A 22,802-nucleotide genomic window follows, 5' to 3' on the forward strand; every position below is an offset into this window, starting at 1 on the left:
GCGGAGGGCGCCCGTCCGTCACTTGATCGATCCCCGCGTGACCCCGGAGATCACCCAGCGCTGCGAGAAGATGTACACGATCAGCAGCGGGGCCATCGCCATCAGATACGACGCGAACGCCACGGTGTAGTCGGTGTTGTACTGCCCCTGCAGCACGTACTGCGCGAGCGGCAGCGTGCGGGCGCCCGGGTCGGTGAGCACGACGAGCGGCAGGATGAAGTCGTTCCACGCCCACACGCAGGTGAGGATGCCGACCGTGGCGTTCATCGGAGTGAGCAGAGGGAAGATGACCTGCCAGAACACGCGCCAGGTCGACGCGCCGTCCATGCGGGCGGCCTCCTCGAGCTCGATCGGGATCGAGCGGATGTACGCCGAGTAGATGAACACGTTCAGCGACAGCCCGTAGACCGTGTAGAGGATGATGACGCCGACCTGGTTGTCGAGCCCGAACATCGCCGTCTGCTTCACGAGCGGCAGCATGATGATCGGGAACGGGATGAACAGAGCCGCGAGCAGGTAGTAGAACACGCCCTTGAAGAAGGGCCGGTGCATGTTGCGGGCCAGCGCATAGGCGACGACCGAGCTCGTGAACATCGTGAAGACGACCGAACCGACCGTGATCAGCGCGGTGTTCAGGAGCGCCTGCGGGAACTGCGTGCGCTCCCAGGCCTCGGCGAAGTTCTCCCAGCGCACCGGGTTCGGCCATTCGAAGCCGGTTCCGCTGACGAGCTGATCGGGCGTCTTCACCGCGACGACCACGGCAAGGTAGAGCGGGATCAGAACGGTCAGAGCGCACACGGCGATGACGGCGGTGGCCCACCAGTTGGTGCGGCGGGTGTCATCCTCCCGATCCGCGTCGCCTCGACGGCGTCCGCCGCCCGTGACGATGGACGTGGTGGATGTGGTGGGGGCTGCGACAGACATCATGCATCCACCTCTCGGCGCTGAAGGACTCGGAACTGCAGGAGGGAGACGATCGTGATCACGATGAAGAAGACCACCGCGTTGGCCGTCTGGTAGGCGAACTCGCCACCGCCGTAGCCGCCCTTGAAGATGAGCATCGTCACGGACTCGGTGGAGGTGCCGGGGCCGCCGTTGGTGAGGGCGACGATCGGGTCGAACACCTGCAGGTACCCCTTGAGGCTCAGCACCACGTTGATGGTGAAGAAGGCGCTGATCAGGGGGAACGTGATCGCCCAGAACTGCCGCCAGCTCGAGGCGCCGTCGAGCGACGCCGCCTCGTAGAGCTCCGACGGGATCGTCTGCAGACCGGACAGGTAGATGATGATCGTGAACGCGCAGCCCTGCCAGACCGCGAGGGAGACGATCGCCAGCCAGGCCCAGTCGGGATTCGACAGGATGTTGTCGGCGATCAGCGGGATGCCGGGGAAGAGCTTCGGCAGCGAGTTCGTGAACAGGTACTGGAAGACGTAGCCGATCACCAGCATCGCGAGCACGTAGGGCACGAAGTAGACGCCGCGGAAGAAGTTGCGCGCCTTGATCTTCGCGTTCAGCCCCATCGCGATCGCGAGCGAGATCGCGTTCGTGAGGATGGTCGCGACGATCGCGAACAGGAAGGAGAACCCGTACGCGCCCCAGACCCGGTCGTCCTTGAACAGGTTGAGGTAGTTCGAGATCCCGACGAAGTTCCAGTCGCCGTAGCCCGCGTAGTTCGTGAAGCTGAAGAACACGCCCACGAGCATGGGGACGGTGTGGAACAGAGCGAAGGCGATGACGGCCGGCCAGACCATCCAGTAATAGGCCGAGAGCGCACGCGGCGACGAGGAGCGGATGCGGTCGGCCCGCCCGCTGCGGGAGCCGCCGGATGCCGACGACCTGACCGCTTCGGTGAGTGTGCTCATGATCGGTCCTCCGTCACGGGGATGGTGCGGGCGGCGATCTTGCGCCACTCGTTGTCGAGGGTGGCGAGCGCGGCCCCCGCGTCGCCGGTGAAGATCGACTCCTGCACGAACTCCGCGAGCGGGATGCCCGGCGGGATCTGGTGATCGAGGAAGCCGGTGATGCGCCCGTCGTCGAAGAACGGCTTGACCGACTGCAGCGCGAGATCATCGCTGAGCTCGGCGCCCTCGACCGAGGGGATCATGTTCTGCGAGGCCGCGAACTCCTCGATGACGTCGGGGCGGAACATGAACTCGATGAACCGCAGCGCCTCCTCGCGATGCGGGCTGTTGCGGCCCATCGTCACCGTCACGTCGACGCCCGAGACGATCACGCGGTCCTTCTCGGCATCCGTCGGGTACGGGAAGATCGCCGCGTTGATGTCGGGGTTCACCTGTTTGATGCCGTTGACGGCCCAGATGCCCTGGAGCAGCATCGCGGCCTCGCCGCGAGCGAAGGCGGCGTTGCCCTCGTCGTAGGTCGCGCCCCGGTAGCCCTCCTGCGCGTAGCCGTACAGCTGCAGCTCGCGGTCGAGCGGCTCGGCGAAGTCCTGCTCGAACGAGGCCTTCGAGTCGGGGCCCACGTTCTCGCCCTCCGCGCGCATCTCGTCGAAGAAGCCGTCCTGCACCGCGTAGGCGCCGAGGCCGTTGAACGAGGGGACAGAGGTCCACGAGTCGGCGAGGGTGGCGTAGATCGGCTGGATGCCGGCATCCTTCAGCTTCTCGCAGGCGGCGATGAGCTCGTCCCACGTCTCGGGCACCTCGATGCCCTGCTCGGCGAAGATGTCGGCGTTGTAGATGATGCCGTTGGCGTTGTTGACGTAGCCGAGGCTGTTCACCTCGCCGTCCTTGTTGCCGAGGTCGGCGAGGATGTCCTGCACCGCGGGGTTGATCGTGTCGAGCACCGGCTCGTCGGAGAAGTCGTAGAAGACCCCTGCCTGTGCAAGACGGCCGAAGTTGCCGTTGCCGTTCAGGGTGATGACGTCGGGCGCCTTGTCCTTCACGAGCAGCGTGCGGATGATGGTGTCGGCATCCGCCACCTGGTTCTGCACGACGTGGATGTCGGGGTTCTCGGCCTCGAACTTCTCGATGATCCTGTCGAAGTCCTCGCGGGCCTCGCCCTTGAACTGGAAGAAGTTGAGCGTGGTGACGCCGGGGTCGGCTCCGGAGGAGCAGCCTCCCAGCGTTCCGGCGAGCGCGACGACGACGACGGCCGCCGCCGCTCCGCGGAGCGGATGGATCGATCTCATATCTGCGCCTCCTTGCGCGAGGGATCGGCGATGCCGATCAGGATCAGTGCTGTGCGGTGAGCTCCACGAGGGTCGTTCGCCCGGGATGCTGCACGGGGGGACGGATGCCGGTCGTCGCCAACTGTCGGCCGGTGAGGATGACCCCGTCCTGGATCCAGCGGAGCGGGGACTGCCCTGCATCCTCGTGGGCGCCACCGGGCGTCACGACGCGGAGACGGTACTCGCGCTCCGGGTCGAGTCCGGGGAACCGCACGCGCCCTGCGGGATAGGCGACCGAGGTCGCGGCCTGCGTGATCGTGAAGACGGCGCCGGCACGATCGGCCGAGACCATGCCGCGCACGTCGATGCCCGGTTCCACGCCGTCGACGTTCACGACGCGGCCGGTCGCGACGAGAGGACGCAGCGTCTTCGCGAGCGCCACCCAGGCGCGGATGCGCGCGAGGTCGGCCTCGGAATCTCCGCTGATGTCCCGCTCGATGCCGAAGTGCCCGAAGAGGGCGATCGCGGCGCTCAGGTCGAGGTCCGTCGCCCTGCCCGTCGAGTGGACGACGGCGCTGGTGAGGTGCGCGCCCATGAGCTCGGGCGGCACGACCAGGCCGGTGTAGCGCTGGATGTCGAGCCGTTCGAGCGGGTCGATGCAGTCGCTCGTCCAGATGCGATCGGTGCGATCCAGGATGCCGAGGTCGACCCGGGCACCGCCCGATGCGCAGCTCTCGATCTCGAGCCCCGGATGCTGCGCCTTGAGCTCGTCGAGAAGACGGTAGACGGCGAGGGTGTGCGCGTGCACGTGGGAGCCGCCGCCCGGGCCCGAGCCCGCGTCGACGAGATCGCGGTTGTGGTCCCACTTCAGATAGGCGATCGGATACTCGTCGAGCAGCGCGTGCAGGCGCGACGCGATGTACGCATACGCGTCGGGATGCGCGAGGTCGAGCACCTGCTGCTGCCGGGCGGCGGGCGGCAGATCGAGTCGAGAGCGCAGGATCCAGTCGGGATGCTCACGGGCGAGCTCGCTGTCGGGGTTCACCATCTCTGGCTCGACCCACAGCCCGAACTCCATGCCGCGCGAGCGCACGCGGTCGACGAGCGGGTGCAGCCCCTGCGTCCACACCTCCGTGTCCACCTGCCAGTCGCCGAGTCCGGCGGTGTCGTCGCGCCGACCGAGGAACCAGCCGTCGTCGAGCACGAACCGCTCGACGCCCGCATCGGCCGCGGCATCCGCGAGCGCGGTGAGCCGTTCGAGGTCGTGGTCGAAGTACACCGCCTCCCAGGTGTTGAGGGTGATGGGGCGGGGCCGATGCGGATGCTGCGGGCGCGCGCGGAGCTCGTCGTGGAACCGCGCCGAGAGCTCGTCGAGGCCGTCGCCCCAGGAGCCGATGACCCAGGGAGTGGTCACGGTCTCACCGGAGTCGAGGATGATCTCGCCGGGTCCGTACAGCTCTCCAGCCGCGAGGAAGGCCTCCCCGGCGATGGTCCGCTCGGCCAGGACGCTGTGGCTGCCGCTCCAGGCGACGTGGATGCCGTGCACCCGCCCCGACTCGAACCCGAACCCGGGGCGGCCGGCGCAGAGCAGCAGCGTGGCATCGGCGCCCGGACGCCCACGGCGGCTCTCCCGCACCGAGGTCCCGACGGTGAAGGCACGGCGCTGCGGCGAGCGCTCACGCAGATGACGACCCGTGGTGTCGAGGATCTCGGTCGCGTCCCACGGAACGGGGAAAGACGGCGCGAGACGTTGCACCGTGTACGCGCCCGTTCCGCTGTTGCGGAGCGTGATGCGCTGTCGGAGGAGACCCGCGACGCCGAGTTCGAGTTCGACGGTGGCGGCGAGACGCGACTCCTCGTCGACGAGCGAGATGCGGGCGCGCTGGGCGGTGGCGTCGACTCCAGCCAGGTGCCAGCGGACGCTGATGCCGTGCCCTGCCCTGTGCCCTTCGAGCCCCGGCGTGCCGAGCCAGCCGTGCGCGGGCGTCGGCAGGATGCTGAGGACGGGGGTGACGTCGAGTCCGCCCGAGACGCGCTGGGGCGCCGCGGCCAGTGCGAGGCCGCCGAGGGCCTGCGGCGAGAGGTGTCCGAGGTCTTCGCCCCAGTGCACGATGGCGGGCGGCGTCGACATCTCGACGACCACGCTGGTGCCGCCTCTGCGGAGGTGCAGAACCTCCGGGGAGAGCCCCTCGTCGATGGCGGACGCTTCGCTGCTCACATCACTGGAATGCATGAATTAGTTTTAGCATGAAAATAATCCAGACGTCAACGGCGTGATCTCGCCGGCCCGCCGCGCCTTTATATGCCAAGATGAAATCAATGGAGGAGTCATGAGCACGGAGGCCACCGTCGCGCGCACGGTCCTCATCCACGGCCCGATCTCCCGATCAGCCCTGGCCGTGCGGATGCGGATGTCTCCGGCGAGCCTGACCCGCCTCACGAAGCCGTTCGTCGACCGCGGCATCCTCGTCGAGCTCGACGACGTGGTCGACGGCGTCGGCCGCCCCTCTCGCCCCCTCGACGTCTCGCCCGCCGTCGGCACCTTCCTGGGAGTGAAGCTCACGGGCGGCGACGCCCACTGCGTGCTCACCGACGTCCGGGCGCAGCTGCTCGGCGAGGTGGTGCTGCCGCTGCGGTCGCACGCGCCCTCCGACGTGGTCGACACCATCGTCGATGCCATGACGCGGCTCGTCGGCGACAGCGACGCCCCCGTCGGCGTCGGCATCAGCGTCGGCGGGATCACCGACGGCAGCACCGTGGTCTGGGGGCCGTTCCTCGACTGGGAGGACGTTCCTCTCGGCGAGCTCGTCACCGCGGCCACCGGCCTGCCAACGCGCATCGAGAACGATCTGATCGCCCTGACCGAGGCCGAGCGCTGGTTCGGCGTCGTCCGCGGGCTCGACGGCTTCGCGGTGATCACGATCGGCGCCGGCGTCGGGTACGAGGTCGTCTCCGGCGGCGAGGTCGTGCGCAACGTGGACTCGGGGATCAGCCTCGCCGCTCACGTGCCGCTCGAACCGCACGGCCCCCTGTGCTCCGAAGGGCACCGGGGCTGCGCGCAGGCGATGCTCGGCTCAGCATCCATCGCCGCACAGGCGACGACCGCCCTCCAGCGACCGGTGGGCTACGACGAGGTCCTCGCTCTCGCCGCCGACGGCGACCCCGCGGCCGCGGCCATCGTCGACGCCAGCGCCCGAGCGCTCGGACGCCTCGTCGCCCTGGCCGCCAACCTCACGACCCACGCGGACATCGTTCTCGCCGGAGAGGGCATGGGGCTGTTCGCCGTGGCCGAGGGTGCCGTGCGCGCCGAGATCGCCGCTGGTCGTGACCCGCGGGCCTCACCGGTGCGGCTGCACGTGGACGACAGCGGTTTCACCGCGTGGGCGCGCGGAGCGGCAGCCGTCGCCGTGCAGGCGGCGTTCGAGCGGTTGTAGGACGCGGATCAGTCGGCGGAGGGGCCGCCGCCCTGACGCCGCAGCGCAGGGATCTCGCCGTGCCTCACTCCGCGCGGATGCCGGTCCACAGCAGGTCGCGCGCGTCGGCGACCAGCTCGGCGGCCTGTACGCCGTCGAGGAGCCCCCCGGAGGCGAGGGTCGCGATGCCGTGGAACGTCGCGAACGCCGTGAGCGCGATGCGATGGGGATCCCCCGCGCGGATGACCCCGCTCTCCTGCGCCGCGATCACGACCCGCACGGTGACCTCCATCGACGCCTGACCAGCCGCGATGAGCTCTGCACGAGCGTCGGGCGCGTGCTTCATCCCGAACATCAGGCCGAGCAGGATCGGCTGCTCGAGGGCGAAGTCGACGTAGGCCGCGGTGAGAGCGTCGAACCGGCCCCGCACGCTCTCCCCCGTCGTCGCCTCCATGCCGGCGGCCTCGTCCAGCACCGCCACGAGTCGGGTGAACCCGTCTTCGGCGAGGGCGTCGAGCAGGGCCTGCTTGTCACGGAAGTGCCGGCTGGGAGCCGCATGGCTGACCCCGGCCTCACGGGCGAGTTGCCGCAGCGACAGGGCCTCGACGCCGTCGCTCTCGATGCTCGACCTGGCGGCCTCGAGGAGCGTGCGGCGGAGATCGCCGTGGTGATAGGGCTGCGGGGGCACCCGTCGATCCTATCTCGATGTAGGCATTGACAACAAGAGAGAGCGCGTGCACAATGATGTCACTGCCTACATTGTCGACACGACCGAAGGACTGCACCATGACACTCGACCTCCGCGGTGGAACCACCCTCATCACCGGCGCCAGCGCCGGCCTCGGGGTCGAATTCGCCCGCCGATTCGCCTCCCGCGGCTCGAACCTCGTCCTCGTCGCCCGCCGCGTCGACCGCCTCGAGGCCCTCGCCGCCGAGCTGCGCGCATCCGCCGGAGTCGCGGTCGAGGTCGTCGCCGCCGACCTCGGCATCGCCGGAGCGGCAGCCGCCCTGCACGCGGAGCTCGACCGCCGCGGCATCCGCATCACCTCGCTGGTCAACAACGCCGGCTTCGGCACCCACGGCGCCTTCGACACGGTCGACCCCGAGCGGATGACGAGCGAGATCCAGCTGAACGTCGGCACGCTGGTCGAGCTCTCCCGCCTCTTCATGCCCCAGCTGCTCCGGGGCCGGGGCGCCCTCGTCACCGTCGCGAGCACCGCGGCGTACCAGCCGACGCCGGGCATGGCCGTGTACGGCGCGACCAAGGCCTTCGTGCTGAGCTTCACCGAGGCGCTCTGGGCCGAAGCACGGGGCACCGGACTGCGCGTCCTCGCGGTGAGCCCCGGATCGACGAAGACCGAGTTCTTCGACGTGGTCGGCACCGACGCCGCCTCCGTCGGCCGACAGCAGACCGCCGAGCAGGTGATCGACACCGCGTTCCGCGAGCTCGATCGCAGCAACGGCCGGCCCAGCGTCATCTCCGGCCGCATCAACCACCTCATGGCACTCGGCATCCGCCTGCTGTCCCGGCGGGCCACCGCGCTGACGAGCGCACGCGTGCTGCACGACGTCAGGATGCCGGGCTGACCCTCGCTCGGTGACGCGCGCACCGCGACGACATTCGCTGCGCGTCGACAGCCCGGGTCGAGGGACGCGGGACACGCGTCCCTCGCGAGCGGACGGATGCTCAGGGGAAGGCGAGCACGCGATCCCCCCACCCTGCTCGCAGTGCCGCATCGAGATCGGCGACGCAGCGGTCCTGCCTGTCGATCGCCAGCGTCTCCCGCCGCTCGGGGTCGTACGGCTCCCAGACCGCCGCCCCTTCGGCATCCGGCGCGAGGCCCCTCGCGAACGCCGTCCACCGTCGCTGCATGCGCGCCGAGATCCTGCGGGCGACCTTCCGGCCCCCGAGCCGGAAGGTCGGATCCTTGGGACCGCCGTCGAGGTTCCCCCAGAGGTACGGCAGCTCGGTCGCATGCGTCGCGCCCAGCCCGATGAGACGCAGGAAGGGGCTGGCGTGGTCGAAGCGGTAGAACCAGACCGGGGCGATGCGACTGTGCCCCTCAGCGACCCACAGACTCGGCATCCGGAACCCGATGTCTCGCGCGATGCCTAGCCCCAGAGCACGCTCGCGCGCCCCCTCGTAGGCCCCCAGCACCTGGTCGGGCGACGGCATCCGCGTCTCCGGAGCCTGCGCGTGCATGTCGGCGAACATCCGGTCGATCCGGTCGCGGGTGATCGGGATGAGCGGCGACTTCATGAAACGGAAGAGCGATGCCTCGTCGTGGTTCGTCCCGATGATGAGGGGCACCGCCAGCCCGCGCCCCTCATGGAGCACCGTGATCGGCGACTCGGGCACGAGAACACCGTCCACCACCGGAGCGAAGGCGAGCGTCCCCGGCGCCTCCCCCGGGACCGCCGCGTAGACGGCCATGCCCGCACGCACGATCTCGTCGACGGGAAGCACTCTCAGCCGCTCCGGATCGCCCTCCGGCACACCCACCTCCGCGAGGAACATCTCCGCCACCGTGCGGGCTCGCGACGCCCCGTAGACGCTGGACGCCGGTGACGACTGCGCGATGGCCCGGTGGAAGAGCCCCTCCGCCGACGGCGTCGCGAGCAGCGTCGTGACGAGTCCGCCCCCTGCGGACTCGCCGAACACCGTCACCCTCGTCGGGTCTCCTCCGAAGCCGGCGATGTTCCGCTGCACCCAGCGCAGGGCGAGCAGCACGTCCTTGAGTGCGAGGTTGCCGTCGAAGGATCCGGGGGCGACTCCCGAGAGGTCGAGGAACCCCAGTGCGCCCAGCCGGTAGTTGATCGTCACGAGCACGACGCCGCCGGCGCCGACGAGAGAGGATCCGTCGAAGAGAGGCTGCGACGACGCCCCGAACGTGTAGGCACCGCCGTGGATCCACACCATCACCGGCAGCGGGTCGCTCCCCGTGTCGACCGGCGCCCAGACGTTGAGCGAGAGGCAGTCCTCATCCATGACCGTCCCCGGTCCGAGCGGGACGGCCGGGTTGGGGAGCTGCGGCGCCGCCGGACCGAACGCCTCCGCGCGAAACGGATCCGAGCCGGGCACGAGATCGGATGCCGCGACAGGATCCCGCCAGCGCAGCTCGCCCGTCGGAGCGAGCGCATAGCGGATGCCGCGCCACACGTGCACCCCATCCTCCGCGAAGCCCGCGAAGGCTCCGGCCGGCGTGTCCGCGATCAGATCCTCTGTCATCCCGTTCCCTCTTCTCTTCCTCTCACCGGAACCGCTCTGCGGTCCCCGTCGGGCTCCGCGACCCCCACGACTGCGGCTCAGCCGTGCATCCGCAGGAGATGCGCGACCTCCGTCGCGGCCAGCACGGCGAACAGCACCGTCATGATGGCCGCGTTGTGCGCCACCATCTCGCTCTTCAACCGCTGCAGTGCAGCCTGCACGCCCGCCGACCCGACCGCGGCGAGCAGGGCGAGCAGCAGGATCCCGAGCGAAGCGCCGACCGCGAAGACCGCGCTGAGGCCGATCACGCTGAGAAGCGGCAGGTCATGCGCCCCGATGAGCGCTCCGGCCTTCACTTCGAGGGGGAGGTTCTTGGCGTTCGTGACCCCCATCAGCGCGCCGAGCCCCGCCGCCTTCAGCGGAGTGAGGGTGTCGACCGCGGCGAGCCACGACGGCATCTTCGGCTCCTGCCCTCGGCGTGGACGGGTGAGCCAGCTGGCGACCGCGAGCACGGCGAACCCCACGGCGAGCGCCGCGGTGATGATGAACACCACGACGTCGTCGCCGTCGGAGTGACCTCCACCGGCCCCCGCGGCGGTGAAGGCCCCGACGAGCGTGATCGCGAATGCCGTCGTCACCACGGCGCCGGCGAAAGCGGCGCCGTTCACCCGCCCGCGTGCCGACAACAGGATCGCGACCGTCGCCACGATCGGGAGAGGCGAGATCACGATCCCCACGGCCAGCGGGATCAGCTCTGCGATCTCGTTCACCTGGATGCCTCTCGTCTCGTCACGATGGCACGCTATCGAGAGGCCACTCCCTGAGCGGAGAAATGTGCGGTTGGCACGACAGCGGACGCCCGCAGACGCGCCGAGAGGACGACGTCTGCGCCGCGCTGCGTGAGAATCGCCCCGAGCAGCCCCGCCGGGGAGTCGGGCCTGAGCTCCGCGCCCGCATCGAGGGCGCCCGGAGCGCTCACCTCGACAGCCGTCACGGGCCCCGCGCCCGTGGCGAGCACACGCACGTCCACCGTGATCGGTCCTCCCACCCCGTGCTTCACGGCGTTCACCATGCCCTCCGCGACCACGTCGAGCACCTGGCGGGCGAGCGGCGGATCGGCGTCGAACACTGCGGTGCACGCGGGGTCGATGCGTTGACGCACCTCGACGACACGGCCCCACGCGGCGAGCACGTCCGCGAGCTCGGCGGGGGCATCGGCGTCCTCCCCGGCCCGCTCGAATACGAGTCGGAGTGCGGCCGAGGCGGCGCCGACCGACTCCCGCAGCACCCGGCTCGCGGCATCCCGGCCGGCCGGATCGGTCGCACTCGCCGCCCCGTAGAGCACGCACGCGCCCTGCACGTCCCGGTGCATGAGGCGTGACGCCTCCTCCAGGGCGCGCTTCCGCGCTCCCGCTCCCCCGACGAACGTGCGCCGGCGCTCTCCGATCGACGTCTCCAGCCTCCGCCCCTCCGCGCGCATCCCGTGCAGCAGACCGGCGCACCATCCGGTTCCGAGGGCTATCAGCGGAATCGTGACGGCCGGAACGCTCACGAACCTGGCGGGGACGGCGCCGGATGCCGCGAGGGCAGACGATGACACCGCGCCCGCGATGACGGAGAGGAGCAGGAAGACGGCCGAGCGCACCCTCATCGGCATCCGTGGTCGTGCCCGAGGGACGAGATCGATCATCGCACCGCAGAGCGCGGTGAGCACGACGGCGGCGAGCGCGACCTGCGGCCCCAGGGCACGCACCGTGTAGGGGAGCATGAGCACCAGGTACACGGCCGCGACCGCACCGATCGCGGGCAGACGGAACCGACGCAGTGACATCCCGTGCGGAGCATCGACCGCCGCCTCCACCTCCGGCGGCTGCTTCTGCGCGAGGGCCGCGAGACGGTGGGCGTTCTCCCGAACAGGTCCCGCGGCGAATCGGGCGATCGCCGCGGGGTCGCGCAACGGGCCATCGGCGAACACCCGCAGCTCCTCGGCGCATCGCGTGACCAGGGCACGCGCGTGCGCATCCTGGATTCGCTGCAGGTCGCCGTCGCGTCGCATCTGCTCCTCGACCGCAGCGAGGCGCGCATTGGTGAGACGGAGTGCGCGCACCGACGCCGATGCGACAGCGAGGGCCGACAGCACCACGGCCCACACCAGGATGTTGGTGACGACGCGGAACGGCATCCACTCGTTCGGCGCGGATACGCTCCCCCACTGCATGAGCATCGCGTCAAGGAGGAAGGGGCGGATCGCCGCGACCATCACGATGCCGCTGAGCACCACCGCGCCTCGCCCTGCCCGGCTCGGAATCCTGCGCTCCAGGATCGCCGGGATCAGGCAGAGCAGAACGCAGATCACCCAGGCCGCCGCGGACGCGACCGCCGCGGGCAGGAGCGAATCCGGTGCGAGGGGTCCCAGATAGGCGCCCATCGCGGTGAGGGCCAGGGGCAGGGTTCCGATCACGGACCACCGCCCGAAGAAGCGCCCTCCGGACACGGTCGCCCACCAGAAGCGCCGCAGACCGGTCACCGCACGGGCCCGAACTCCCCGATGTACCTCGCAGCGGCGGCGACGCGGGGGTTGATCGTCCTGTCCCCCGTCACGCCGAGCCGTTCGAAGATGCGGCTCACCGATCGCTCGACCGCCCTCACCGTGGCGCCGGACTGCTCGGCGATCTGCTCGTTGGACCAGCCGCGGGAGATCATCCCCAGCACGTCGAGCTGATGCCTGGTCAGAGCCCCGAGCCCGAGAGGCGGAGCGACATCGGATGCGGAGTCCTCACCCGTGGTCCGCAGCGCCCGTTCGACGGCGCCGACGAGCTCATCTGGAGACGCCAGCCCCGCCTTGCCGACGAAGACGGCACCGGGGATGCCGAAAGCGACGGCTCCGGCCGCACCCCGGGGGTAGCTCGAGAGGAAGACGACGGCGAGGTGCGGGGCCTTCGCGCGCAGCATCCCGGCGAGCTCGGCACCATCGGGGCGCGTTCCGAGGTCGACGTCGGCGACGAGCACATCCGGGTCGAAGTCGTCGAAGAGCCCCAGCGCCTCGAGCGCGGATCCTGCTCCGGCGGTGGCGAAACCCTGTCGGGCGAAGAGGTCCTGCACGAGGGTCCGCAGCGCGCCCTGGTCTTCGACGATCAGCACGCGTCGCGTCCATGCCGAATCCATGGCTTCAAGATACCGTCATTCCGGTTGACAACCGGGGTCGCCGAACCGACGCTCAACGCCTTCGTCGCCTGTCGCGCGTCACTTCCTGCCCGTCGCTGACTCCTTCACAGTGCGCGTGGGATCGGGGGGACCTCGTCGCCCCAGGGTCCGGGTCGGCCCCACCCAGGTTCACCCGACCGGCGCAGAGACGCCGACTCAGGAGGTTCGATGTCTTCCCGACGCACCCCTCGACGGATCGCGACGCTCGTCGCGACCGCAGCTCTCCTCTGGGGAGGTGCCACCGCGGCGAGCGCGGCGGTGACCGCTCCCACACCAGATCAGGGTCCGGTCGCCGGCGGCACGCTCGTGCGGGTCCCGCAGCCGGGCCCCACCTTCGTCGCCGCCTCCCAGAGCGCGCGACACGGACTCGCGGAGAGCTCCGACCACCAGGTCTACGCCTGGGGCGCGAACGACCAGGGCCAACTCGGTGACGGCACGCTGACGAACTCGACGACGCCGCACGTCGTCGTCTCGCCCGCGGGGGTTGCGCTCAGCGAACCGGATGCCGGATACGGCTGGTCCCTCGCGCTCGGCTCCGACGGCGGGGTGTACGCGTGGGGCACGAACGGACGCGGACAGCTCGGCAACGGGGTGACCACGAACAGCAGCATCCCCGTGAAGGCCGCGACACCCGCAGGCGTGACCTTCACCCAGCCGGAGACCGGGGAGTACACCTCGTCGGCGCTGGGCTCCGACGGCAGCATCTACGTGTGGGGTCGGCTCCCCGGAACCTCCGTCGATGCGACGGCGCCGGTCGCCACGCCCGCACCCGCCGGCGTCTCGTTCGTGCAGCTCAGCGGAGGCAACGGGCACATCCTCGCTCTCGGCTCCGACGGCGTCGTCTACGCCTGGGGATCCAACGGGTTCGGCCAGCTCGGCAACGGGTCGCTCGCATCGAGCGCCACGCCCGTGGCCGTCACGGCTCCCGCCGGCGTCACCTTCACCGCGGTCGCCGCAGGCGGGTACTTCTCGACCGCGCTCGGCTCTGACGGCGCCCTCTACTCCTGGGGCATGAACGACTCCGGCCAGCTCGGCGTCGGCGACACCGCGATGCGAACGGTCCCCACCGTCACGCCCGCACCCGCGGGGACCACGTTCACGACCGCGAGCGCCGGATACAACTTCGTGCTGGCCGGCACGGCCGACGGCAGAACGTTCGCGTGGGGGGACAACCTCTTCCGCACTCTCGGCGACGGCTCCAACACGAACCGGACGTCGCCGGTCCTCGTCCAAGCGCCCTCCGGCGTCTCGCTCGACGTCCTGGCCGCCGGAGACTCCCGATCCCTCGCGATCGGCGACGACGGCGCCCTCTACGCCTGGTCCATCATCTACGGCCCCGGCGTGCCGACCCTGTTCTGGCCGGACGTCACGGTCACGGCTGTCACCTTCGACGGCATCCCCGGTGCATCCCCCGCCGATGCGGGCGACGGCGACTGGAGCGTCGTGACCCCCGCCCACGCCGCGGGGCCGGTCGACGTCGTGGTCGAGTGGACCCTCGGCGGAGTCGCCCAGACTCCGGTGACCTACGCGGGAGGCTTCACGTACGTCGCGCCGCCGACCATCACCGACCCGGCGGATGCCACGACGACGGTCGGCGGTTCGACGGTCTTCACCGTCACCACGTCGGGTGGCCCGTCCTCGGCCGTGACCTGGGAGGTCTCGACCGACGGGGGCCTCACCTGGAGTCCGATCAGCGCCGATGACGATGCCGTCGTCTCGGCGGACGGCCTCTCGGTGACCGTCACTCCGACGACCACCGCTCACAGCGGGCACCTCTACCGCGCGACGGTCGCCGACGAGTTCGGCTCCGTCACGAGCGACCCTGCCGCGCTCACGGTGACCGCGGCGCCCGCCGCACCCGGTGGCGACCCGACGTCCACCCCGTCGACCGCTCCGTCATCGGGCGAAGGCTCCGCATCGGGCCTCGCGAGCACGGGCGGGGAGTCTCCCCTCATCGTGCTGGTCCTGGGAGCGACGGCCCTCCTCGCGGGCGCCGCGCTGCTGACGCTGCGTCGCATCGCGGGCCGCAGCGGCGACTGATCGCAAGGTGAGGGCCGGGCTCGCTGAACCCGGCCCTCACCGCAGCTGACCTCCCGCGAACGGCGCATCGCGCCCGGTCGGACGGAGCGACGGCGGGATCGTCACCGGAAGAGGCTCTCCCCGATGAAGCCGCCCTCCGCGCATCCGGGCGGGATGGCGAACACCGCGGACCCGATGGGCGTGGTCCACTCGTTGAGCAGGTCGAGCTCGGCGAGCCGCTGCTGCATGGGGGTGAACTGCCGCTCGACGTCGGCCTGGAACGAGACGAAGACGAGCCCCGACTCCGAGATGCCGCCGCCCGACGGCCTCTCGTCGTAGTTGTACGCACGACGGAAGATCTTCTCCCCGTCGTCTCCGCGGGCGCGGCGGATGTGCGCGAACTGCGGGATCACGGGGAATCCGATCGCGGTCTTCGCGTCGAAGTCGGGTTCGTCGTGCTCCGCGCTGCCGGTGAGCGGGGCGCCGTTCCCCAGCGTCCGGCCGACGGAGGCCTCACGGCCCCCGCGGTCGAGGCGGTCCCACTTGTCGAGGTCCATGCGGATGCGGCGGATGACGAGGCCGGTGCCCCCGGACAGCCAGCCGTCGTCCGCCCACACGACCCGGTCGAACTCCGCCGTCCCCGGCTCGGGGTTCGCCGTGCCGTCGACCTGACCGAAGAGGTTGCGCATGGTGGTGCCCGGTCGCTCGGTGCCGTACGCGCGGCGGAACCCGGCCTGGGTCCACCGCAGCGCAGCGAACGAACGCGAGTCCTTCAGCAGCATCCGCGCGGCGTGGGCGACCGTGAGCGGGTCGTCTCCGGCGACCTGGAGCAACAGGTCGCCGTCGGAGAACTCCGGCTGCAGCGCGTCGATCCCGAACGCGGGGAGCGGCGCGAGCCAGGTCGGCGCCGGGCCGGTGGCGTGCGCGACCAGCCGCGGGCCGAAGCCGAACGTCACGGTCAGACGGGCGGGGCTGGCGGCGAGCTCCGGCTCCGAGTCCGCGAGCGCCGGGGCGCCCTGGGTGAGCCGGGCCGCGTCGTCGGTGAGGATCCGCATCAGCCTGGTCACCCCCTCGCGGTCCGTGGTGTCGTGCAGGTCGAGGGCGAGGAACATGCCGTGGGCCTGCGCGGGCGTGTCGATGCCCGCCTGGTGGATGCCGTGGAACGGGACCTTCTCGTCGCCGTTCATCGGCGCGGACGGCGTGACGGCCGGAGCCGCCTTCTGATTCAGGGCGATGTCGATGCCGACCGCGGCAGCGGCGCCCACACCGGCGACAGCCCCTCCGAGGAGGAACTGCCGCCGGGTGGAGCCGGTGCGGCCGGCACGAGCGCCCTCAGCGGGCGCGCGCATCAGTGGTTCATGCTGCCGTCGTCGTCGCCGCCCTCGTAGTTCTCGTTCGCGCCGGTGTAGTCCTTCACGGGTGCGGTGAACTCGTAGGTCGACTTGTCGGAGAAGGTGAGGGTGAACGTCACCTCGTCACCCGCCTTCAGCGGCGCCGAGAGGCCCATGAGCATGATGTGGTTCGCGCCGGGCTCGAGCGTCAGCGTGCCGCCGGCGGGGATGACGAAGCCGCCGTCCTTCTCGCGCATCACCATCTCCCCCGACTCGTTCTCGACGGTCTCATGCAGCTCGACCATGCCTGAGGCCTCGGTCTTCGCCGAGACGACGGTCACGTCCTTCTCGCCGCTGTTGGAGAGCTCGCCGAAGGTCGCCGACATCCCCTCGTCGGCGGACTTGACCCAGGCGTCCTCGACCGTGACCGAGTCGCCGGCGAGCGCCGTCGACGACTCCGCCGAGGGCGCTGTCGAGGCGCAGCCGGTGAGAGCGAGGAGCGCGGCGGCGACCAGGGCGGTGAGACGGACGGTGGACTTCTGTGCGGTGTTCATGGAATGGCCTTTCACGGTTGCGTGTCCGCAGAGTCGCCGGATTCCGGCGCTGCGGCCGCCGCCCGGGGGCGACGGAGGAATCTGTAGAGGAGGAAGGCGGCAGCGGCGATGGCCGCTCCGCCGGCGCCGACGAGCAGCGTCCGCTGCATCCCGTCGGCCTCGTCGGCCGTCTGCGCCGCGTCATCCGCTGGTGCGTCGGTGGTCGCGGCATCCGTCTTCGCGGTCGCCATCGGAGACGCGTCCCCGACGGTGAACGGCACGACGCCGGAGATCGGATGCCCGTCCTCCGAGACGACCTGCCACCGCACCTGGTAGCCCGCGTCGGGCATGCCCTCTGCGACGGCGGCCGTGACGGTGTTCCCGTTCACGACCGGGTCGCCGGACACCCAGTTCTTCCCCTCGGCGTCGACGAGGAGCACGACGGCTCCCGTCGTCGAGTCGCCGAGCATCAGCAGCTCTCCGGAGAACGTCAGCGTGACGGACTCCGGAGGGGCGGCGAGACGCTCGTCGGTTCCGGGGGTGCTCTGGATGAGCTGGTCGTGGGCGGATGCGGGCAGGGCGGTCGCGAGGATCACGACGGCCGCCGCCAGTGCACCCGCCGCGAATCTGCGGACAGGGGACATGGATGACAGACCTCTCGACGGGCGTCGGTCGTCGACGCCGCGGACGCGGATCGCGTGCCCGGCGGGCCGGTGCGCACGCGACAGTGCCGCCGTCACGGACCCGAGAGGGCGGACGGCGCGGATCAGACGGCGGTGGGAGCCGGCGGGGCGCGTCCGTGGAGAGGAGAGCGGAGGGCGAGGTCGCGGAGCGCCTCGGGGGCAGCGGATTCCGGAGCGGCGAGCGGGCTCAGCGGCGCGGGCGCGGCGACGAGCGCGTCGACGCGACGGTGCAGCCAGCGGATGCTGAGCTCCGCCAGATCGCGCAGGCCCAGCAGGAGCCGTTCGCCCCGGTGCAGAGCGAGGATCGTGACGACCGCGGCGATCGAGTGACCGAACCACATGAGCCCGTCGGCGGCGACGGCGGCGGAGAGTCCGTCGGTGGGCGAGAGCTGCAGCGGAGCGCCGTGGACGTGGCCGCCGACCGCGCCGGTCGGCGTGATCGTGCCGAGCACGAACAGCACGTGGAACAGGAGCTGGCTGATCGCCACCGAGAGGCTCAGCCGCACGACCGAGAGCCGGCGCCCCGCGAGGAGCACGCACACCATGAGCGACAGCAGCCAGGGCACGAGGATGCCGAGGGGCCCCGGCATCGCACCACCGCCGGTCAGGTGACCGGCCAGAGCGGCGAAGATCGCCAGTGACGACGCGGCGAAGCCGCGCAGAACCGCCGGCTTCCTGGACTCGTGCACGGGTCCATTGTGTCAGGAAGCCGAGACGCCCGTCCGGGCGGGGTCGGTGGGCGCATACCCCGCGCATAGACGCTGCACAGCATCCGCACTCGATTTGAGACCTGCGGATTCTTCGCTTATGGTTACAACTTGATAACGGACGTGTCCGTCTCCCGAGGAGCTTCACCATCACTTCGCGATCACCCGAAACCGCGCTGTCTTTCACGCCTCTCACCGAGGTGTCTTCTGCAGACCCCGTCGTCTCGACGGGCATGCTGCGACGAGACCGACGCAGGGCCCAGGCGACGCCGGATGCCGCAGCCGTCGTGACGGAGCAGACCCCGATCGTCGAGCAGGCCGCCGCCGTGGAGCAGGCCGCCGCCGTCGTGACGCTGGCCGCGACCATCGCCGCCGAGTCCGCAGAGCCGCAGGAGACTCCCGCTCCCGCCGAGCAGGACGTCATCTCCGCTCCGACGGATGCTGTCGATGAGGCCCCGGCCGTGGATTCTCCCTCGATCGACGAGGTGCAGGCCGATGAAGCCCCTTCAGTCGACGAGGCTCCCGCCGACGAGGTCGCCGCAGACGACGAGGCCCCCTCGACCGACGAGGACGCCTCCTCCCCCGCTTCCGACACCGCCGAGCCGGCCGCCGCCCGCAGCCCCCGCGGCCGCAAGGCTCGTCCGCGCCGCGAGCGTGCGACGGCATCCGCTTCCCGTCCGGCATCCGCAGCTCCCGTCGCCGCGCGCACAGAGCGCAGTTCGTCTCGACGCCGGATCGGCCGGATGACCACGGCCGCACTGGCCGTCGCCACCCTGGTGTGCGGCGTCGCGCTGCCTGCCGTCGGCATGGCGCAGTCGGGCACCGCCTCCGCAGCCTCGTCGGTGATGGCCGACATCCGCGCCGAGGCCCAGACCTACACGGCCAGCGCCGACGTCATGCCCGACGTCGTGGTGAGCGGCGACTTCTCCGCGACCACCCCGGACGAGATCGAGAAGATCCGCGTCGCCAGCGCCGCCTCCGCGAAGAGCGGCATCGTCCCGATCGCGCAGCCCGGCCAGGTCATCATCCCCATGGCGGCCGGCTCGTACACGATGACCGACGGCTTCGGCGCGAGCCGCCCCGGTCGCAGCCACATGGGCCAGGACTACGCCGCCCCCGTCGGAACCCCGATCTACGCGGCCGCCGACGGCGTCGTCACGATGTCGCAGGACAGCTACGGCGGCTACGGCGTGACCGTCCAGGTGCAGCACGAGTTCGGCGGCAGCTCCGCCGTGTCCACCCTCTACGGCCACATGGACTACGGCACCCGGGCAGTCCAGTCGGGCGACCGCGTCGTGGCCGGCCAGTTCCTGGGCCGAGTCGGCACCACCGGCTACACCATCGGCTCGTGCCTGCACTTCGAGGTGCACATCAACGGCACCCCGATCAACCCCGTCCCCTGGCTCGACGCGAACGTCCGCTGAGCACGCCGGCTGCGGCTCTGTCGCGGCTCTCGAGAACCCCTCGCACAGCGGGGATCGCACGGCCTAGAGTCGTCGCATGGGCCTCCTGACCTTCAGTCTCAACATCACCTTGGACGGCTGCGTCGACCATCGGGAGGGCATCGCCGACGACGAGACGCACGCCTACTTCACACACCTCATGGACGAGGGCGGCGCCATGCTCTGGGGTCGAACGACCTACGAGATGATGGAGAGCTACTGGCCGGCGGTCGCCCGCGGCGAGGAGGATGCTCCTCCGGCGCTGCGCGAGTGGGCGATCAAGCTGAACGCCAAGCCGAAGTACGTGGTGTCGTCGACGCGCAGCGACTTCCCCTGGGCCAACAGCCATCACCTCACCGGTGACCTGCGGACCGCCGTGCAGGAGCTCAAGGATGCGACCCCCGACGGCGTGCTCCTCGGCAGCGGTGCGCTCGCGACGCAGCTCGACCGGCTGGACCTGATCGACGAGTACGTGTTCCTGCTGCACCCCATGATCGCGGGGCATGGCCCCACGCTGTTCCAGGACGGGCTGCCGCAGACTCGACGACTCGAGCTGATCTCGGCGCAGCCGCTCAGCAACGGCTCCGTCGCGATGCGCTATCGACGGAGCGAATGAGAGCGCGCCCCCTCAGCGAGGGATGACGACGGCGGTGAACAGCAGTCCATTGCTCCGCGTCCACCGCCCGGCGATCTCCGAGACGATCCGGCCCTGCAGCCGCCACGGCTCCCGCAGCAGGCGCGCCAGGAAGACTCCGGAAGACGGATCGATCTCGACGCTCACCTCCTCGAAGCCGAGCCACTCGTCGGTGATCGGCGACCAGGCCTTGTAGACGGACTCCTTCGCGCTGAAGAGCAGCCGGTCCCAGTGCACGTCCGACGGGGCCGAGGGCAGTCGCCTGAGCGCGTCCTGCTCGCCTGGGGATGACACCAGGTCGAGCACGTCCTCCGGAAGCGGCGCGTCCGGCTCGGCGTCGATGCCCAGAGTGAGGATGTCCGTCGTCCGGGCGACGGCGGCCGCGCGATACCCCTCGCAGTGCGTGATGCTGCCGACGAACCCCTCCGGCCACACGGGTCGTCGCCCCACGCGGCCGATCGGCGCATCGGGCACCCCGAACTCCCCCAGCGCGCGGTGTGCGCACTCGCGTCCGGAGAAGAACTCCGACCGACGGCTCGGCACGGCATCCGCGACGAGCATCTCCTCCTCCGCGAACCGCGCGAGGACCGTCTCATCGCCGCTCTCCGCGCAGACCACCCCGTCGGGGAGGATCGCGGCCATCGTCGGGGTCATCGGAGCCTCACGACCGAGCGGGTCCGATTCGTCGTGCGGCATAGCTCCCTTGATAGCAGATGCCCTGCCCAGACCCGACGCGCCCGGGCTACAACGCGAAGAGCCCCGATCGTTTCGATCGAGGCTCTTCATCTCGCGTGCGCGAGGGGGGACTTGAACCCCCACGTCCATACGGACACTGGCACCTGAAGCCAGCGCGTCTACCATTCCGCCACTCGCGCGAGTCGTCTCATTCCGAAGAATTCAACTCCGCAAGGCTATCACGGCATCCACCCCGCGAAGAAACCGGCCCGACCGAGCCCGTCCGCAGAGTCCGTCCTGGTCCGTTCTGTCGGCGCAGATCACGGATGCCTGCGGAAACAAGCCGGTGCGCGCCGACATCCGTGCACCGGCGCCGACGAAACGAGCCTGGCTCCGCAGCACACCGCGGCCGCACCCGCGCACCGCGCACCGCCGCCGCACCCGCAAACCCCCGCAACATCCCTGCGAATCCGCCATACAACGGCGTTCACTCAGCACACCTGGCTACGATGTCCCTACCGGTCGGCATGCCAGAGGAGCCCAGTGGGACTACTTGACAGCTTTGAGAAGGGTCTCGAGCGCGCTGTGAACAGCGCCTTCGCGAAGACCTTCCGCAGCGGCATCCAGCCCGTGGAGATCGCCTCCGCCCTGCGGCGCGAGGCCGACACCAACGCGGCTGTGGTGAGCCGCGACCGCATCATCGCGCCCAACAGCTATGTGGCGCGGCTCAGCCCCGACGATGCGGAGCGGATGCTCGGTCTCGGCGGCGCCCTGACCGATGAACTGCACGCGCTGCTCACGGCGCACGCGAAGTCACAGGGCTACAGCTTCGCCGGCCCGCTCGCGATCACGCTGGAGGCCGACGAGAAGGTCGCGACCGGCACGGTCCGCGTCGGCTCGGGCACGGTCGAGGGCCGCGTCAGCTGGCAGGCCGTCGTCGACGTCGACGGGCGCCGCCACTCGATCACCCGCGCGCGCACCGTGATCGGACGCGGATCGGATGCCGACATCACCATCGCCGACGCCGGATCCAGCCGCAAGCACGTGGAGATCCTGTGGGACGGCGAGCGCGCCATGATGCGCGATCTCGGCTCGACCAACGGCACGAAGGTCAACGGCACGAAGGTCCGCGAGGCCGCGCTTCCGACCGACACGACGATCACGATCGGCCGCACCGACCTCGTCTTCCGCATCATCCCCGTCGCCGCCCCGTCCCGCCCCGCGCGGCCGCGTGACGACGACGCCACCCGCGCGTTCGGGGCACTCGGATGAGCGCCCGCTTCCTGTCGGGAGGGACGATCTGATGGCAGAGCTCCCTCTCCTCCTCCTGCGCCTGGGGTTCCTCCTCCTTCTGTGGTTCTTCGTGTTCGCCGTGGTCTACTCGCTGCGCGCCGATCTCTTCGGCGTGAAGGTGCGCAAGCTCCCCGCCGAGCAGGCCGCAGCCGCGGCATCCGCTGCTCCGGCGCCCGCACCCGCGGCGAAGCCGGCATCCGCGAAGCCCTCGACCGGCCCCGCGACGATCGCCACCGCCAAGCGCCTCGTGATCACGTCGGGTCCCAAGACCGGGCTCGAGCTCCCGCTGAACGGCGAGAGCCTGTCGATCGGCCGCTCCAGCGAGTCGTCTCTCGTGATCCGCGACGACTACACGTCGAGCCATCATGCGCGCCTCCTGCTGCGCGGAGACAACTGGGCGATCCAGGACCTCGACTCCACCAACGGCACCTTCGTCGGCGGCACACGCGTGACCGGCTCCTCGGTGCCGCTGTCGCTCGGCACCCCCGTCAAGGTGGGCGCCACGACCTTCGAGCTGCGGGCCTGACGCGCGT

The 22,802-nt window shown here is 70.5% G+C and carries 21 protein-coding genes and 1 tRNA gene; 7 read left to right on the forward strand and 15 right to left on the reverse strand.

What is annotated here, in order from left to right; genetic code table 11:
• Positions 1-18: 18 nt before the first annotated feature.
• Genes ACFVRO_RS03590 through ACFVRO_RS03605 form a run of 4 tightly spaced genes read right to left on the reverse strand, consistent with a single transcriptional unit; the run spans position 19 to position 5,360 of the window.
• Complete coding sequence (locus ACFVRO_RS03590) at positions 19-927, reverse strand: carbohydrate ABC transporter permease (protein ID WP_386949346.1); 909 nt, start codon at positions 925-927, stop codon at positions 19-21.
• Entirely contained in the window at positions 924-1,862 is a 939-nt protein-coding gene (locus ACFVRO_RS03595; RefSeq protein WP_341940751.1) for a sugar ABC transporter permease, read from the reverse strand. The genes ACFVRO_RS03590 and ACFVRO_RS03595 overlap by 4 nt, the downstream gene beginning before the upstream one ends.
• The gene (locus tag ACFVRO_RS03600) at positions 1,859-3,148 is read right to left on the reverse strand and encodes an ABC transporter substrate-binding protein (protein ID WP_386949349.1); all 1,290 of its coding nucleotides are present in this window, start codon (positions 3,146-3,148) and stop codon (positions 1,859-1,861) included. The genes ACFVRO_RS03595 and ACFVRO_RS03600 overlap by 4 nt, the downstream gene beginning before the upstream one ends.
• A 43-nt stretch (positions 3,149-3,191) precedes the next feature.
• Positions 3,192-5,360: an alpha-galactosidase gene (locus ACFVRO_RS03605; RefSeq protein WP_386949352.1), complete on the reverse strand. Its 2,169-nt coding sequence runs from the start codon at positions 5,358-5,360 to the stop codon at positions 3,192-3,194.
• A 97-nt stretch (positions 5,361-5,457) separates the two neighbouring features.
• Here ACFVRO_RS03605 and ACFVRO_RS03610 point away from each other — a divergent pair, with 97 nt between their 5' ends.
• A complete protein-coding gene (locus tag ACFVRO_RS03610) occupies positions 5,458-6,561 on the forward strand; it encodes an ROK family protein (RefSeq protein WP_386949355.1) in 1,104 nt (367 codons plus the stop codon).
• 64 nt (positions 6,562-6,625) lie between these two features.
• On the opposite strand, the gene ACFVRO_RS03615 is transcribed toward ACFVRO_RS03610, so the two are convergent.
• Complete coding sequence (locus tag ACFVRO_RS03615) at positions 6,626-7,228, reverse strand: TetR/AcrR family transcriptional regulator (protein WP_386949358.1); 603 nt, start codon at positions 7,226-7,228, stop codon at positions 6,626-6,628.
• Positions 7,229-7,326: 98 nt separating this feature from the next.
• Between ACFVRO_RS03615 and ACFVRO_RS03620 the strand changes: the two genes are divergently transcribed.
• A complete protein-coding gene (locus tag ACFVRO_RS03620; protein WP_386949360.1) occupies positions 7,327-8,127 on the forward strand; it encodes an SDR family NAD(P)-dependent oxidoreductase in 801 nt (266 codons plus the stop codon).
• Between the two features lie 100 nt (positions 8,128-8,227).
• On the opposite strand, the gene ACFVRO_RS03625 is transcribed toward ACFVRO_RS03620, so the two are convergent.
• From ACFVRO_RS03625 to ACFVRO_RS03640, 4 genes are all read right to left on the reverse strand, one after another.
• Entirely contained in the window at positions 8,228-9,769 is a 1,542-nt protein-coding gene (locus ACFVRO_RS03625) for a carboxylesterase/lipase family protein (RefSeq protein ID WP_386949363.1), read from the reverse strand.
• A 77-nt stretch (positions 9,770-9,846) separates the two neighbouring features.
• A complete protein-coding gene (locus ACFVRO_RS03630) occupies positions 9,847-10,518 on the reverse strand; it encodes a GAP family protein (RefSeq protein ID WP_386949366.1) in 672 nt (223 codons plus the stop codon).
• A gap of 32 nt (positions 10,519-10,550) precedes the next feature.
• Complete coding sequence (locus ACFVRO_RS03635; protein WP_386949368.1) at positions 10,551-12,275, reverse strand: hypothetical protein; 1,725 nt, start codon at positions 12,273-12,275, stop codon at positions 10,551-10,553.
• Positions 12,272-12,913: a response regulator gene (locus ACFVRO_RS03640; RefSeq protein WP_386949371.1), complete on the reverse strand. Its 642-nt coding sequence runs from the start codon at positions 12,911-12,913 to the stop codon at positions 12,272-12,274. Before ACFVRO_RS03640 ends, ACFVRO_RS03635 begins: the two co-directional genes overlap by 4 nt.
• Before the next feature lie 207 nt (positions 12,914-13,120).
• Here ACFVRO_RS03640 and ACFVRO_RS03645 point away from each other — a divergent pair, with 207 nt between their 5' ends.
• Positions 13,121-14,992 carry a hypothetical protein gene (locus ACFVRO_RS03645; protein WP_386949374.1) on the forward strand — a complete coding sequence of 624 codons (1,872 nt, stop codon included), beginning with the start codon at positions 13,121-13,123 and terminating at the stop codon, positions 14,990-14,992.
• Between the two features lie 101 nt (positions 14,993-15,093).
• Here ACFVRO_RS03645 and ACFVRO_RS03650 read toward each other — a convergent pair whose 3' ends face one another.
• The 4 genes from ACFVRO_RS03650 to ACFVRO_RS03665 all read right to left on the reverse strand — a co-directional run bounded on the left by ACFVRO_RS03650 (position 15,094) and on the right by ACFVRO_RS03665 (position 18,207).
• Positions 15,094-16,320: a Dyp-type peroxidase gene (locus ACFVRO_RS03650; protein WP_386949377.1), complete on the reverse strand. Its 1,227-nt coding sequence runs from the start codon at positions 16,318-16,320 to the stop codon at positions 15,094-15,096.
• Positions 16,320-16,856 carry a copper chaperone PCu(A)C gene (locus tag ACFVRO_RS03655; RefSeq protein ID WP_386949379.1) on the reverse strand — a complete coding sequence of 179 codons (537 nt, stop codon included), beginning with the start codon at positions 16,854-16,856 and terminating at the stop codon, positions 16,320-16,322. Before ACFVRO_RS03655 ends, ACFVRO_RS03650 begins: the two co-directional genes overlap by 1 nt.
• 11 nt (positions 16,857-16,867) lie before the next feature.
• Complete coding sequence (locus tag ACFVRO_RS03660) at positions 16,868-17,479, reverse strand: copper resistance protein CopC (protein ID WP_386949382.1); 612 nt, start codon at positions 17,477-17,479, stop codon at positions 16,868-16,870.
• A gap of 122 nt (positions 17,480-17,601) precedes the next feature.
• Positions 17,602-18,207 (reverse strand): hypothetical protein, encoded by a 606-nt coding sequence (locus ACFVRO_RS03665; protein ID WP_386949384.1) that lies wholly within the window; start codon positions 18,205-18,207, stop codon positions 17,602-17,604.
• Positions 18,208-18,425: 218 nt separating this feature from the next.
• Here ACFVRO_RS03665 and ACFVRO_RS03670 point away from each other — a divergent pair, with 218 nt between their 5' ends.
• Positions 18,426-19,649, forward strand: coding sequence for a peptidoglycan DD-metalloendopeptidase family protein (locus ACFVRO_RS03670; protein WP_386949387.1), 1,224 nt, complete (start codon positions 18,426-18,428; stop codon positions 19,647-19,649).
• Between the two features lie 76 nt (positions 19,650-19,725).
• Positions 19,726-20,283, forward strand: coding sequence for a dihydrofolate reductase family protein (locus tag ACFVRO_RS03675; protein WP_386949390.1), 558 nt, complete (start codon positions 19,726-19,728; stop codon positions 20,281-20,283).
• Positions 20,284-20,295: 12 nt separating this feature from the next.
• Here ACFVRO_RS03675 and ACFVRO_RS03680 read toward each other — a convergent pair whose 3' ends face one another.
• Entirely contained in the window at positions 20,296-20,997 is a 702-nt protein-coding gene (locus tag ACFVRO_RS03680) for a 4'-phosphopantetheinyl transferase (protein ID WP_386949393.1), read from the reverse strand.
• Between the two features lie 96 nt (positions 20,998-21,093).
• Positions 21,094-21,176 (reverse strand) — tRNA-Leu (locus ACFVRO_RS03685).
• A gap of 343 nt (positions 21,177-21,519) precedes the next feature.
• On the opposite strand from ACFVRO_RS03685, the gene ACFVRO_RS03690 reads away from it, so the two are divergent.
• Positions 21,520-22,248 (forward strand): FhaA domain-containing protein, encoded by a 729-nt coding sequence (locus tag ACFVRO_RS03690; protein ID WP_386949396.1) that lies wholly within the window; start codon positions 21,520-21,522, stop codon positions 22,246-22,248.
• Between the two features lie 31 nt (positions 22,249-22,279).
• On the forward strand, positions 22,280-22,795 hold the full coding sequence (locus tag ACFVRO_RS03695; RefSeq protein ID WP_105673428.1) for an FHA domain-containing protein: 516 nt from the start codon (positions 22,280-22,282) through the stop codon (positions 22,793-22,795).
• Positions 22,796-22,802 lie beyond the last annotated feature (7 nt).

The organism is Microbacterium sp. NPDC057944 (assembly GCF_042887445.1).
Lineage (GTDB): Bacteria > Actinomycetota > Actinomycetes > Actinomycetales > Microbacteriaceae > Microbacterium > Microbacterium natoriense.